This is a genomic window from Chloroflexus sp. MS-G (assembly GCF_000735195.1).
GTDB lineage: Bacteria > Chloroflexota > Chloroflexia > Chloroflexales > Chloroflexaceae > Chloroflexus.
Map to the genome: position 1 here is coordinate 1 of NZ_JPIM01000120.1, position 13,527 is coordinate 13,527.

Sequence of the window (13,527 nt, forward strand, 5' to 3'; positions counted from 1 at the left end):
GCAAATTTGCGAACTAGACCTTGGCTTTGAGAAAAGTGAAGCCCGATATGGCAAGCGGTGGGCATTTGATGTGCAATGGAGCCCAAATGGGCGTTACTTGGCTATGCTTACTACAGTGGGGGACTCTCCTGTAGGATTTAGTGATCTCACAATCTTGGATACATTGACAGGCAAATTGCGCTCAATGCATCCTGAGCGCTACATAGAACCAGGACGGTACTACGTGACCGATCTATCTTGGGCACCCAATAGCCATGATATGGCCATTCTGGTTACCGTAAAGGTAGATGAGATGGGAGCTTCGTTTGATGAATTGTATCTTACAGATATCACCAGTGGCGAATTCCGGCCCTTGGTCTCTAGTTGGGACTTCGGAGGATCTTGGGGAGGATCGCTATCATGGTCATACGATGGTCTAAAGTTAGCCGCACTTTGCCCTCGGCCATCACAGACAACTCCACCTGTTGCAGAAAACCGGCTGTGCATCATTCCGATCGATCGTGGAGATGTCAATGAGGGCCAACCATGAGAGCACTGCCTAAAATCTTTCTTTTGGTTATCTTGATCATGTCGACCGTCTCACAAACTACTGAAGCGAAACCGTATCATGCTTATTCACCGCCTTCCTCCATCACTATTTGGGTGTATCGCTTGAGAGGGGATGGAAGTATTGAGCCTTCCTATACGCTCTGCTCCTCTAACGACACCTCTTATGGCTGTACGGCATTTGTTGGCGATTCCAGCCATGCCTATCCGTATGGTTCCAATAATCCTGTCACTATCCCCATCGAGACCGACTATCTCTTGGACGTAGTGCCCAGGGAAATGCCTGTTGATCCTTTCCATCCCACGGCCATCCAGGCGCAGGCCATCGCCGCCCGCTCCTACGCCTACTGGCATATCCGCCAGGGGAGCGCCATCAATAACTCGAACCAGTTTCAGGTCTTCGTTCCTTACACCTTTGAAGCCCTCTCGTCGACCACCTTCCTGGACAATCCGAGCGACCCGTGTGCCAGCAGCAACCTCAACCGGTATCAGCGGATTGTGTGCGACGCCGTCGCTCGGCGTCACTACATCGCCTATGGCACCTCTCCCAACGATGACCTGCCGGCCTTCAGCGAATTCTTTGCCGATATTGGCAACCGCACGGTCAATGGTGGGCAGCCTTACTTGATCGCTGTAGATGACCCCATCAGTTCCCATCCGGACATCGTCCCAGATGGGCATGGCCGTGGCATGAGCCAGAAAGGAGCCGGCCGCTGGGCGCGAGGCAATCTGAGCTTCAACATGAATCGGGACCTGGGCGCCTGGAGTGTGCGCTGGGAACGCGCCGAGCAGATCCTGGTGCACTACTACACCGGCGTCCATATCCGGGATGCAGCCAACAATAATGCCTTGCTCACCCCGTCCTACCGCTGGAACCCTTTGCAGATCAACTGGGGCACGCCGGACAACCATCCGCCGATCATGGATCACGGTGGCACGTATCCCATTGCTGTGAAAGTGCAAAACACAGGCGTCGCTGACTGGACGTGTAGTTATCCCCATTTCAGCTACGAACTCCGCTATCGCTGGGCCAAGGCCGGTCACGGGGAAGTCACGGGCAGCAGTTGGGCCTCTGTGTGTGGCACGCCAAAAGGCGACCCTTCTCCTATGATGAACCTGACCATCCAGAACATCCCCAACTGGGGCCCAGGGGCTTACACGATCCGTTTCGACATCTACGTGACTTCTGCTTATGGCAACTTCTGGTTCAGCGAGCGGGGCTGGCGTTCGTATGACGTCAGTGTGTGCGTGGGTGGGCCGTGTAAAGGGTTCATTCCGGCGGTGAGGAAGGACTATCCGTAGCGGCGGCCTAACCACTCGCTCCAGCCGACCCGCCTCCGCTGGGCTCAGTCGGGCGACTGAAGCGCAAACCGTTGGACGCAGATGGCAGGGCTAGTGCCTGCCGCCTGTGCAGGTTCTCCGGCGCACCGAGCGGCTGGCTGTCCCACCACGCTGCATCCGTGAGACCGTTCTCGCCCACCTTCAGGTTGTGGCGGTGCAGCAGGCGGTGCAGACGATTGCGAATCATTGTTGCTGGTGTTCCTAGCCGGTTGCAGGACGAACGCAGACCGCGCACCGCGCGCACGTGGGCAGGCTGCACCCACACGTCCGGCACGATGGCGGCGATCAACAGCCGGAACAGGCGTTGCAGGTCTTCCGTGTGGGGCTTGCCCCGCGCGTCGGCAATCTGCCGAACTGCCCCGGCGTGCGCGACTACCGTCCCTGTGACGAGCGGGCCAACACTGTCGGAGATCGCCCAGACGGTACCGGTCGTCTCCAGGATGACGGTGTCGCCCTGGCACAGGTTGGCGGCGGCCCACGTGTGGCAGCGCATCATCGCCACCTTGCGCGGTCGCAGGACCTATTCCTGGGCAGCGTTCATTACCCCGACCATGACGTACTCCTTGTGAAGGTCGAGGGTGACGTAGCGGTGAATAGGTCTTGATTCTGGTTGTGCTTTCAGGCTATGCTTCTCATAGAAGTCTGGGGCGCGGATGTCGGGCTGAGCGGGACACCAACCGATTCGGGTTCTGGCGCTGCGATGCGCCGTCGCAGATGAACGTATTCGCCGGGCAGCCAGTGAACGCAGCGGGCTTGTCCTGCGCAGGGCATCCCATCGCGGCTGTCGGCCAGCCCTGACGCTCCACCCCGCAGCGACGTCCTCGGCGACGGTATCACGCCAGGGATACGCCTCCTTTGCGCCCCAGACTAAGGATATTCTCATAAAACCCTTTACCATCGCGTCGCCGCGACGCATGCGTTACCTGCCACCATTCCCCGAAACACTAGTTGTGCATCATTGTCGAGACTCATCAAAAACCTCGGTTGTTGATCATGTGCTAAGGTTCACTCTCTCTCAGCCCCTTCCTGGCGCGCCGACATCGTTCTGAACAGTAACGTATTTCCTGCCAGCAGGTAGCCCATTTTTTGCGCCATTCAAATGGGCGATGACATACCACACATATTTTGGTTGGCAATTGACCTTTGCGCTTCGGGGTGTACTCAGTGGCATTGGTCTGTTTTGTACGGGCCATATTTGCGTATCCTTTTGCGCTGAAAAACGTTCTGATCTGTAGAGTAGGTTCACTATTGCCACAATAGTGCTCTACAGGTATTGTACGTGCTTTATCGTGATAGCAGGACGCGATGTGGTATGCTTGAACATATCCTGAACTGGCTGTTTCCTGATCGCTGTGCTGGCTGTCATCGTCTGACCGGCAACCTCTTCTGTGCTGCCTGTCGCGAGCGGCTCCAACCGTTTCCGCCCTTTCCGCCACCTCCTGGCCTCGATGGCGCATGGGTTGCCTTTCGTTATGAAGGCGAATTGATCAGAGCTATCCATCAACTCAAGTACGGTCGGCGACGACGGATAGCTTACGCTTTAGGCGATCTGTTGGCGACTGCTGTTGGTCCACTTAGCGCCGATGCTCTGATCGCGGTTCCTCTGCACCGTGACCGATTTCGTGAACGAGGTTTTAATCAGGCAGCCGAGATCGCCAGTCGTCTCCGTCGTCCTGGTGGACCACCACTACTCGACGGCCTGGTGCGGGTGCGCGCCACCAATCGGCAGGCTCGGCTGGCTGCAAGCAGTCGTGCAGCCAATGTTGCTGGGGCTTTCGTCTGGGTAAAACGCACGCCACCACCGTGCCGTATCATCCTGGTTGACGATGTGCTTACCACCGGTGCCACACTCGCAGCATGTGCAACCGCGTTGCGTAGTGCCGGCGCACAATCTGTCAGTGCAGTGGCATTAGCCCGTTCGTTAATTGGCGACTCCGTTGTACAATAGAGATATACGTCTGTGAACCATTCGTCAGTCAGGAGGGACGATGATGTCTGACATTGAGCAGCTTACCGCCGCCCATGAGCAATGGGAACAGCAGTGTCTCTGGCCAGCTCTGCGCCGGACACCCGAACGCTCAGGCCCGTTCATGACTACCAGTAGCTCACCTGTTGAACGGCTCTACACACCACTCGATCTGACACGCGACGGTATTTCGCCGACAGAACATTTTCTGCGGAATGTTGGCTATCCTGGTCAGTACCCTTTCACACGGGGCATTCACCCAACCGGTTACCGCGGCAAATTGTGGACAATGCGCATGTTTGCCGGTTTTGGTAGTGCTGAAGAGACCAATGCCCGTTTCAAGTATCTGCTAGAGCAAGGTCAGACTGGCCTATCCATCGCCTTTGACATGCCGACACTGTACGGACGTGATACGGATCATCCGTTGGTCGAGGGGGAATTTGGTAAATGCGGTGTGGCGGTATCCTCGCTGGCCGACATGGAGATTCTGCTGGCCGATCTGCCGCTCGATCAAGTCAGCACCTCAATGACTATCAACTCGCCAGCAGCGATGATCTGGGCAATGTATCTGGTGGTTGCCGAAAAGCGCGGGATTCCCTGGAGCAAATTACGTGGTACGATTCAGAACGATATTCTGAAAGAGTATATTGCCCAGAACGAGTACATCTTCCCGCCTGAACCGAGCATGCGCCTGGTTGTCGATACTATCGAATTTGCTACCCGACATGTACCACAGTGGAATCCCATTAGCGTGAGTGGATACCATATCCGCGAGGCCGGAAGCACTGCCGTACAAGAACTGGCTTTCACGCTGGCCGATGGATTCGCTTATGTTGAAGCAGCGCTAGAGCGCGGTCTGGATATTGACGAATTTGCACCGCGAATTAGTTTCTTCTTCAACGCCCACAACGACTTCTTTGAAGAGATTGCGAAATATCGTGCTGCGCGCCGCATCTGGGCGCGGGCGATGCGCGAACGCTACGGAGCAAAGAACGAACGTTCGTGGTGGTTACGCTTCCATACCCAAACTGCTGGTTGTTCATTGACTGCTCAGCAGCCTGAAATTAATATTGTGCGTACTGCCATTCAGGCCCTGGCCGCAGTACTCGGCGGTACTCAGAGCCTCCATACCAATTCGATGGATGAAGCCCTGGCCTTGCCATCAGAAAAAGCGGTGACAATAGCCCTGCGCACCCAGCAAATCATTGCCTATGAAAGTGGTGTAGCCAACACGGTTGATCCGCTTGGCGGTAGCTATTTCGTGGAAGCCCTGACCGACCGCATGGAGCGTGAAGCACAACACATCTTCGATGCAATCAATGCCCAAGGTGGGGTTATTGCTGCGATACGTAACGGCTACTTCCACCGCGAAATCGCCGATGCTGCGTATCGCTACCAGCAAGAGATTGATCGCGGTGAACGCATCATTGTCGGTGTAAATGCCTTCCAGGACGATGAGCCGATAACCATCCCAATTCTGCAAATGGACCCAGAGGGTGAGAAGCGTCATCTCGAACGCCTCAATCGGGTGCGCCGCGAGCGTGATCAGGAACTGGTAAAGCGTCGGCTGGCCGAATTACGTGCTGCTGCGCAAGGTACCGAAAATATGATGCCGGCAATCCTCGAATGTGTGCGTGCTTACTGCACGCTTGGCGAGATGTGTGATGTGCTGCGTGAAGTGTTTGGTGTGTATCAGCAAGATTCGGTGATTGTATAGATGTACGCCCATCCATAGGGATTGTGTGCTAATGCGTCTGGACGTCTCTGAGAGTGGCGGTGATAATGCGGTAGACGGTGGCAGTCGGCATGCAAACGATGCGGAACCACACGGTGTATCGTCCGGTCGTGTACGTCGGCTGTTATCGACCAAGAATCCACTGTCACGCCGTCACTTCAGCCGATGATGTAGCATCTGCGTTGGGGGCTGATCCATGGGCACGAAGGGTTTATCCGAATAATCATGTCACGACAGATGAACCTCGGCGATGGATGCGAGACGGTTCACGATGAGAGGCGAGGCATCGCCTCGCCTCTACATGTGTCCATGACCATGGTTACAGAGCGCCAATCCGACATCTCCTGTTGCAGCAGGAGATAGGGTCAGGGCGCAGCAACGCTGCGCCCGTCCACCTGTCAGGGTTCATTCACTGTACCGTGAGACACCTTCATCTGTCCTGATGCCCGAATATTCTCTTCTTCGCCCCTTTCAAACCATGGACGAGGAAGGAGCTGGGGAGCAAACAACCGCCGGGAAAACGCTAACCGCTCTCTTCACACTGTTTACCTCTCCCTGATCGCCTCGGCAGTTGTTTCAACGGTAATGACCCCCACGTCAACCATCCCCTGATTGGGTACATTAACCTCTACTTCCCAGGCAGTGCCGGAAAAACCAACGTAGAGCATCTGTCGTCCAGAAGGAACATCAGGTAGCGTAAAACGACCATCTACGCCAACCGGGATTTCGGTAGGGTTTGCCAGTGTAAACACAACTGCCCCTTCACTCGGCGCAATCACTTTTCCGACAATTGTGCCACGACCACCGGGCAACGCGATCAAGTTGCTTCGCCAGAGTGCAACTGCGGCCATGATTATCAGTATTCCACTGAGCACGAAAATCGCAATGCGGACTACTTGCCGTCCCTGCCCTGGTGGAATAAGCGGTGGTCGCCATTTCACGTAGTAATCGGGGTCGAATTGCTCACCCGTACTCATTGCTACCTCCTTAGCCCCTTGCGCGTTTCTCGAGTTATCCCTGCCAATCGCGGTACACGCTAGCGTAGATTGACAGTCACCCTGCTCACGGCCTGCGTATCCTAAGATCGTCGAAACAGACACTCGTTGCATCCCAACTACGCAACCCAATCCCGCCCTGAGTGAACGTAGTGTCACGAGCCTGAACGACCAACTGACCGTCAATGAAGGCTGTGAATGTATCACCACGTACCTCTACGCGCACCTGTCGGTCGCTACCATACCAGTTATACCCGGTTGGTGCGTCAACGCGGGCAATCGGTACCGACAATTCTCGGCCATTGATCCACTTGCGAAAAATAAATGCACCTTTCCCGTACCCTGGGTCATATTGAAACGTATAACCGTTGAATGCCGGCCCACCTGAATCGCGGAAGAAGATGCCATAACCATTGCCCTGGCTAATACGAGCCAGATTTATATCAATAACGTAATCACTCCGGTTAAGTGAGTGATAGATACGGCCTGTACCCTCAATGCAAAGACGACCATCACGAACTTGCCAGCGCCCATTCTGGATCGTCCAGTTATCGAGATGAGCGAAATTATCAACAAACAAGTCACTACAGTTGCTGCCAAAAGCACCGGCAGCCCGACAGAGTGCATCGCGTGTACCTTCACCGGTAAGAGTTAGACTGGCTATCGCCACTGCTGCCACCAATCCGAGCAAAATTGTGATTTCGGTCATTGATTGACCATTCCCAGTCCATGAGAGGCGTTTCACAAACCATCATCCTTTCGTTGCAGCGATTCGGATGGGCAGGTTGAAGTACTCTCAAGGCCTTGCCGCCCTGATCTGCACTCGATTGCTATGAAATGTGCTCTGTCCACCTAAATCGGCCAGTGCGTCGGGAGTTGTCCAATTGACGTTCCGACCGTCGGGTGAAAGGCTTGCCCAGTGTCCTTTTGTGGCAGCAACCACGCCTACCGGTACATTAGTGCTGATAACCGCACGCAGGCAACACTGCCCACGTTCGTTGCTCACAACTACCATATCGCCATCGCGAATGTCACGGGCAGCGGCATCGATTGGGTTTATCTCGACGTGTGGCTCTCCTTCTTTGCGACGGAGACTCGGCTGGTTTGCCATGCTTGATGAGACAAAATGATGTGGCGCAGCAGAAATCAGGGTCAGCCATCCGTCTGCGAGCGGATGGGCCACATATTCGGTCGGTGGCTCGTAGTGTGGTAGTGGATCGAGACCCTGAGCAGCCAGTGTGGCACTCCACAGCTCCACTTTGCCCGATGGTGTTGGAAAGTGGCCGTTGGCAAAGGGAACTTCATCCTCCGGTGACAGGTTCAGTCGTACCGTTCCCTCGCGTTGTAAGCGTTCAAAGGTGATGTTGGCTAGAAATGGATTACGTGCCCGTGAGGCTTCCAAAACCCCACGGATCGCATCCTCGGCGCTCTCGTGCAACCACGGTTCGGTATAGCCCATCGCTCGTGCCAGCAGACGGCTTACATCCCAATTACTCTTTGCTTCACCCAATGGTGCAATGGCCGGTTGATTGAGGGTCAGATAGCGATGACCATAGGCGCGATGCAGATCGAGATGTTCAAGCTGGCTGGTTGCAGGTAAGACAATATCGGCGTAACGAGCGGTATCGGTCATAAAGAGGTCATGCACGACGGTAAACAGGTCTTCTCGTCGTAATCCCTGTTCGATCAGACCGGCATTGGGAGAGGAAGCTAGCGGGTTTGCACAGTACACGAAGAGCGACATAATCGGTGGATCGGTTACTTCACCTGTGAGCGCTGCACCAAGACGGTTCATATTGATGGAACGGGGTGGCGATGGACATTCCGAGGCGTGTCCGATGGCTTCACTATCCCATACGGCATAACCGCCCGTCGAATAAGCCAGACCGCCACCACGCACACCGTATTGACCGACAACGGCCGGCAGGCAGAGCAGGGCACGGAAAGTTTGACCACCATTCTGATGGCGCTGAATGCCATCGGCCGTTTTGATAATCGCCGGTTTTGTAGTTGCATAGCGACGCGCCAGCTCGATGATGATTTGCGCCGATAAGCCGGTAATGGCGGCGACTCGTTCAGGATCATACTCAGCCGCCCGTGCTCGTAGGTCACGCCACCCTACCGTGTGTGCTTCAAGCCATGGTTCATCGTGCAAATGCTCGGCAAAAATAACGTGCATCATCCCAAGCGCTAACGCGCCATCCGTCGCCGGATTGATCGGCAGGTGCAAATCGGCCGAGCGGGCAGTAGCAGTTCGTCGTGGATCGATCACGACCACATAAGCCCCAGATCGTTGCGCCTGGCGGATAAACGGCATCGCATGGGGGCCAGAGCTGGCCGGATTGTGCCCCCAAAGAATGATCAATCGGCTGTGCAAGAGATCATCGTAATCCGGGCTGTACCGTGCGCCGAGTGTGGCATAAACAGCAGCGTGCGCTGCAGCACAGCAGATAGTGCGATCAAGAGCGCTGGCGCCCATCCGATTCCAGAGTCGCGCATCAACAATCGCGGTTTGTAGTAACCCCAGTGTACCACTGTACGAATAGGGGAGAATGGCCGCAGCTCCATATTCGGCAATAATGGCCTTCCATCGTTCGCTAATCGTCGCGATAGCCTCTTCCCAGTCAATCCGTTTCCACGATCCACTACCTTTCGTACCGGTACGACGAAGCGGGTACAGTAAACGGTCCGGGCTGTACACTCGTTCGAGGTATGGCCGTACTTTCGCACAGAGCCATCCTTGCGTAATCGGATGTTCGGGGTTGGCATAAAACGCAACCGCACGTCCATCGCGTACTTCAGTAATGGTGGCACAAGTATCAGGGCAATCATGGGGGCAGCAGCCGCGAACAAGGGTCGTGGTCATAAAACTTCTCCGCTGGTGGTCGTCAGTGTGTAGCTGAATGTTGGTGCAGATTTCACACGTATGATCGTTAGCCCTCTTCACGCATCAGTTCAGAGATTAGTGACGATCAACATTCGCATGGACGCTCTTTGAGAGGTATTGTAGCACTCGCGTAAAGGTGTGTTTCAGGTGCGGGTCAACAAGTTATCCCCAACATCTCCACGATCTCCTGTCGTAATGTGGATAACTTGTACGAAAATGTGGATAACTTTTGGGATACGGTGGATTACAAATTGATGACAACTCAGACCAATCGAACTCATCTGCTTTCCTTAGCCCCAGTTGCGAAGCGCGTAATCTGTGCTATGCTTTTGATCGAACAGCAACCCTGCATGTGGGCAATAGTCAAAACGGTATGACCGTCATCCTGTTTGAAGATGAACTCTGGCGCCACTTTGCGACGTTAGTTCAGGCGCGTCCGGTCTTTGAACTACGTTGTGGAGCCTTCTCGAACCGTGAGCGTGTCATGGCAATCCTTGGCCGACCGGCCTACGGATTGATGCGACCCCATCTGATGGCATACTTCGGGCCATCTGGCGGGTTAGCCTCATTGTTAGCGAGCAGTGATCCCATTTTGTTGGTGAACGGGCGGGCACTCAACCTTGAATGGTTGACATCCCTCGCTTGTGAACCAATTAACACCGCTTATATCGTCGGCGAGACTCTGCTCGGGGCACGAGTATCTCCGGCGCTTGCCAGTGCGATCATCTATTATCTTCGTGAGCAGCAGGCAGAAGCTGCCCGCGACGAGTTGCTACGTTTTGCGCGTGTAGTTGAACTACAGCCCCCAGCAGCACTCTTGAGGTATCCATGGGACCTCATCACTGAGGCTGGTGAGCAGTTAATTCGCGACGAACCGTTGCTAGCCCGTCGTCTCCCACTCTTCTCTGCCGACACTCCTCATATCATTACGCACGGCAAGCGCGTCTACGTTGACCCGGCAGCGCAACTGATTGGGCCAGTGGTGTTTGATAGCCGTGATGGGCCGATCTTTATCGAAGCGGCTCACATCGAACCGTTTAGTTACATCCAGGGACCCGCCTATATCGGTCCCGGCACAATCATCGCCAGTGCCCGCATTCGTGCAGAAAGTTGTATCGGGCCGGTCTGCCGGGTCGGTGGTGAGGTCGAGGCGTCGATTATTCACGGCTACTCAAACAAACATCACGATGGATTCCTGGGTCATAGCTGGCTCGGCGAATGGGTAAATATCGGTGCAATGACAACTAATTCCGATCTAAAAAACAATTACGGTTCGGTACGAGTAATGCTTGAAGGTATTGGACAAATTGACACCGGTATTCTGAAGTTAGGTTGTTTCCTGGCCGATCACGTGAAATTAGGTATCGGTCTTCATCTCACCGGTGGGACCATGATCGGTACCGGTTCCAATGTCTTTGGAATGCACAGCGCCCCCAAAAATGTGCCTCACTTTACCTGGGGCGGCGAGGTGTTTCGTGAGTATCGAATTGATACGATGATTAGTGTGGCGCGAATCGTCATGGCACGTCGCAAACGTGAACTGACACCCGCCTATGAGCAAGTGCTGCGTAAGGCGTTTGAGCTAACCCAGCCGAGTCGTGATGGTTTGGGGTGAGAACGATGTCATTTCGCTCGTTGCCAAGTGTTGATACGTTGATCCGTGCTGTCCAGCCCGATTGGCCGGAGCTACCGCACGAATTAATCCGCGATGCGGCGCGGGTGGTATTGGCCGAGGCGCGCACGGCGATCAGCAATGGTCATCCACCACCAGAGGTATCGGCATTGGTAGCAGCAGTTCATGCGCACCTGAAGGCCAGTTTTGCCCCAAGCCTGCGGCCACTAATCAATGCTACCGGCGTGGTTATTCAAACTAATCTGGGGCGTGCACCACTGAGCGAAGCTGCACGGGCGGCAATGCAGTCAATCGGCGCCGGTTATAGTAACCTTGAGTATGATCTTACTCAGGGTGAACGAGGTTCACGCCACGTTCATCTGGAGTCGTTGCTAACGCAGTTGACAGGAGCTGAGTCGGCATTAGTTGTTAACAACAACGCTGCCGCAGTGTACCTGGCACTGATTGCACTGGCTGCTGGTCGTGAAGTGATCGTCTCACGCGGGCAAGCGGTAGAGATTGGTGGTGGGTTCCGTATCCCTGATGTCTTACGCGCCAGTGGAGCAACGCTGGTTGAGGTTGGCACCACCAATCGTACTTACACTCGTGATTATGTGGCTGCGATCAGTGAACGTACCGCTCTGATCTTGCGCGTCCACGCCAGCAATTTTCGCCTGATCGGTTTTGTCTATGAACCATCCCTGGCCGAACTGGCTACCGTCGCGCATCAGCATAGCTTGCCGTTACTCGACGATTTAGGTAGTGGCACGCTCATTGATACGCGCCAGTTTGGGCTACCACCCGAACCGATGGTACAGGAGAGCGTTGCTGCCGGTGCCGATCTGGTGACCTTTTCCGGTGATAAGTTGCTCGGTGGACCACAAGCCGGAATCATCGTCGGACGCCGCGATCTGATCGGGCAATTGCGTCGCCATCCGTTAGCCCGTGCGTTACGGGTCGATAAGAGTACCATTGCCGGCCTGGCGGCGACACTGTACAGTTATCTGCGTGGGACAGCCCTACAAGAGATTCCGGTCTGGAAGCTGATTAGTACGCCAGTAAGCGATCTGCTAGCACGAGCGCAAGTCATCGCTGCTGCGCTGAGCGCAGTCGGTATTCCGGCACGTGCTACCGATTGTGCCAGTGCCGTAGGAGGAGGTTCGTTACCGGGAGTCACTCAACCGAGTGCAGGTGTTCTGCTTACACCTGCAACTGAAAATGCTACTGCACTTGCTCATCGCTTGCGTATGGCCGATCCTCCGGTTGTAGCCCGAATTGTTGATGAGCAGGTGCTGTGCGATCTACGCAGTGTCTTTCCTGCCGAGGATGCGGTGCTCATCAACGTGTTGCGCGAGGTCTGGCGATGAACATCTACGGTCTCTTGTTGGCTGCTGGTCAATCGGTACGGATGGGGCAACCCAAACAACTTCTCTCCTGGCGTGGACAGCCGCTCGTCGCTCACATCGCCGCAGAAGCGCTCGCCGTTCCGCTCACCGGACTGGTGGTTGTTGTTGGGGCAGCCGAAGATGCTGTTCGTGCTGCTCTCCGCGATCTCCCCATTACCATCGTTCCTAATCCAGACTTTGCAGCAGGCTTAAGTACTTCACTGGCAACAGGCCTCCGCGCATTACCCGCCACTGCTGATGCGGCGATGATATTACTTGTTGATCAGCCGCTAGTGACTGCCCGACTGATGCGACAATTGATCAACGCCTATCAATCTCGACCTGACGTACTGGCTGTGATCCCACGCTATCGTGGTCAGCGTGGCAATCCGGTAATTATCGCTGCTCCTCTATTCAATGAACTCTATCAGTTGAGCGGCGACAGCGGCGCCCGCACTGTATTAGAGCGCTATAGCGATCAGATTTGCTGGCTAGACGTTGACGATCCGGCAGTAGTGACCGATGTTGATACACCTGCGGCCTGGCAGACGGTGGTTGGTGAGTATGGGCAGTCTTCGACGAATAAATAGTCGATAGCTCCTTTCGGCACGTGATACAGCGGGTTCCCAACCTACCTCGGAGAAATACTTGTGAGTCTTGAGGTACTCGTACACCATAACGTGTGGAGATGGCAGGCAAACGGACATTCGTCAGCGTATCATAAGCAGCCGAAAATCAGAAATGATGAAAACCCCTATCGCCCATTACGATAGGGGTATCTTCACTGTACTTACCACAGATGATAGTGGAGTTTGCAATACACCTGCTTCTTCTCATCCACGCAACCGCCGCAACTCGGCCTCTAGCTCACGCAGACGGGCTGCAAGCTCCGCTCGTGCGGCTGCTTCCCGTTGCGCTTGTTCTGCTGCCGCTCGCGCCAGCGCTTCCGCCTCGGCCCGTGCGGCTGCTTCCCGCCGGGCCTGTGCTTCTGCCTCGGCCCGTACGGCCGCTTCCCGCTGCGCCTGTTCCGCTGCTGCACGTGCCAGCGCTTCCGCCTCGG

12 protein-coding genes and 1 pseudogene are annotated in these 13,527 nt (G+C 55.2%); 7 read left to right on the top strand and 6 right to left on the bottom strand.

Annotation, left to right across the window (positions count from 1 at the left end):
• Together JE47_RS22280 and JE47_RS0116870 are read left to right on the top strand one after the other, a co-directional pair.
• Positions 1 to 529, top strand: a pseudogene (locus tag JE47_RS22280) (hypothetical protein); the annotation flags it as partial.
• Positions 526 to 1,848 (top strand): SpoIID/LytB domain-containing protein, encoded by a 1,323-nt coding sequence (locus tag JE47_RS0116870; protein WP_031460880.1) that lies wholly within the window; start codon positions 526 to 528, stop codon positions 1,846 to 1,848. The pseudogene JE47_RS22280 and the gene JE47_RS0116870, both read left to right, overlap by 4 nt.
• Before the next feature lie 7 nt (positions 1,849 to 1,855).
• Here JE47_RS0116870 and JE47_RS0116875 read toward each other — a convergent pair whose 3' ends face one another.
• Both JE47_RS0116875 and JE47_RS22450 read right to left on the bottom strand, forming a co-directional pair.
• Positions 1,856 to 2,383, bottom strand: coding sequence for a hypothetical protein (locus tag JE47_RS0116875; protein ID WP_152556098.1), 528 nt, complete (start codon positions 2,381 to 2,383; stop codon positions 1,856 to 1,858).
• 502 nt (positions 2,384 to 2,885) lie between these two features.
• Positions 2,886 to 3,080: a DUF2256 domain-containing protein gene (locus JE47_RS22450; protein ID WP_081910061.1), complete on the bottom strand. Its 195-nt coding sequence runs from the start codon at positions 3,078 to 3,080 to the stop codon at positions 2,886 to 2,888.
• Between the two features lie 119 nt (positions 3,081 to 3,199).
• On the opposite strand from JE47_RS22450, the gene JE47_RS0116885 reads away from it, so the two are divergent.
• Positions 3,200 to 3,835, top strand: coding sequence for a ComF family protein (locus JE47_RS0116885; protein WP_031460883.1), 636 nt, complete (start codon positions 3,200 to 3,202; stop codon positions 3,833 to 3,835).
• Positions 3,836 to 3,875: 40 nt separating this feature from the next.
• On the top strand, positions 3,876 to 5,570 hold the full coding sequence (locus tag JE47_RS0116890; RefSeq protein WP_031460884.1) for a methylmalonyl-CoA mutase family protein: 1,695 nt from the start codon (positions 3,876 to 3,878) through the stop codon (positions 5,568 to 5,570).
• Between the two features lie 563 nt (positions 5,571 to 6,133).
• On the opposite strand, the gene JE47_RS0116895 is transcribed toward JE47_RS0116890, so the two are convergent.
• From JE47_RS0116895 to JE47_RS0116905, 3 genes are all read right to left on the bottom strand, one after another.
• Complete coding sequence (locus tag JE47_RS0116895; RefSeq protein WP_035419783.1) at positions 6,134 to 6,565, bottom strand: hypothetical protein; 432 nt, start codon at positions 6,563 to 6,565, stop codon at positions 6,134 to 6,136.
• 85 nt (positions 6,566 to 6,650) lie between these two features.
• Entirely contained in the window at positions 6,651 to 7,328 is a 678-nt protein-coding gene (locus JE47_RS0116900; RefSeq protein WP_031460886.1) for a family 16 glycoside hydrolase, read from the bottom strand.
• 51 nt (positions 7,329 to 7,379) lie between these two features.
• Positions 7,380 to 9,449 carry a molybdopterin-containing oxidoreductase family protein gene (locus JE47_RS0116905; RefSeq protein ID WP_031460887.1) on the bottom strand — a complete coding sequence of 690 codons (2,070 nt, stop codon included), beginning with the start codon at positions 9,447 to 9,449 and terminating at the stop codon, positions 7,380 to 7,382.
• Positions 9,450 to 9,843: 394 nt separating this feature from the next.
• Here JE47_RS0116905 and JE47_RS0116915 point away from each other — a divergent pair, with 394 nt between their 5' ends.
• From JE47_RS0116915 to JE47_RS0116925, 3 genes are read left to right on the top strand one after another with little or no spacing between them, the layout of a single operon-like run.
• A complete protein-coding gene (locus JE47_RS0116915) occupies positions 9,844 to 11,085 on the top strand; it encodes a putative sugar nucleotidyl transferase (protein ID WP_031460888.1) in 1,242 nt (413 codons plus the stop codon).
• Between the two features lie 5 nt (positions 11,086 to 11,090).
• Positions 11,091 to 12,449 (top strand): L-seryl-tRNA(Sec) selenium transferase, encoded by a 1,359-nt coding sequence (selA, locus tag JE47_RS0116920; protein WP_031460889.1) that lies wholly within the window; start codon positions 11,091 to 11,093, stop codon positions 12,447 to 12,449.
• Positions 12,446 to 13,057, top strand: a complete 612-nt coding sequence (locus JE47_RS0116925; protein WP_031460890.1) for a nucleotidyltransferase family protein — start codon at positions 12,446 to 12,448, stop codon at positions 13,055 to 13,057. Before selA ends, JE47_RS0116925 begins: the two co-directional genes overlap by 4 nt.
• A 243-nt stretch (positions 13,058 to 13,300) precedes the next feature.
• On the opposite strand, the gene JE47_RS0116930 is transcribed toward JE47_RS0116925, so the two are convergent.
• Positions 13,301 to 13,527, bottom strand: a 227-nt coding sequence (locus JE47_RS0116930) for a hypothetical protein (RefSeq protein ID WP_031460891.1), incomplete at its 5' end; no start/stop codon positions are given.

Excerpts from the sequence above, each read along its gene's own strand:
- JE47_RS0116870 (WP_031460880.1), top strand. The coding sequence starts at position 526 with ATGAGAGCACTGCCTAAAATCTTTCTTTTGGTTATCTTGATCATGTCG.
- JE47_RS0116875 (WP_152556098.1), bottom strand. The coding sequence starts at position 2,383 with ATGATGCGCTGCCACACGTGGGCCGCCGCCAACCTGTGCCAGGGCGAC.
- JE47_RS22450 (WP_081910061.1), bottom strand. The coding sequence starts at position 3,080 with ATGGCCCGTACAAAACAGACCAATGCCACTGAGTACACCCCGAAGCGC.
- JE47_RS0116885 (WP_031460883.1), top strand. The coding sequence starts at position 3,200 with ATGCTTGAACATATCCTGAACTGGCTGTTTCCTGATCGCTGTGCTGGC.
- JE47_RS0116890 (WP_031460884.1), top strand. The coding sequence starts at position 3,876 with ATGATGTCTGACATTGAGCAGCTTACCGCCGCCCATGAGCAATGGGAA.
- JE47_RS0116895 (WP_035419783.1), bottom strand. The coding sequence starts at position 6,565 with ATGAGTACGGGTGAGCAATTCGACCCCGATTACTACGTGAAATGGCGA.
- JE47_RS0116905 (WP_031460887.1), bottom strand. The coding sequence starts at position 9,449 with ATGACCACGACCCTTGTTCGCGGCTGCTGCCCCCATGATTGCCCTGAT.
- JE47_RS0116915 (WP_031460888.1), top strand. The coding sequence starts at position 9,844 with ATGACCGTCATCCTGTTTGAAGATGAACTCTGGCGCCACTTTGCGACG.
- selA (WP_031460889.1), top strand. The coding sequence starts at position 11,091 with ATGTCATTTCGCTCGTTGCCAAGTGTTGATACGTTGATCCGTGCTGTC.
- JE47_RS0116925 (WP_031460890.1), top strand. The coding sequence starts at position 12,446 with ATGAACATCTACGGTCTCTTGTTGGCTGCTGGTCAATCGGTACGGATG.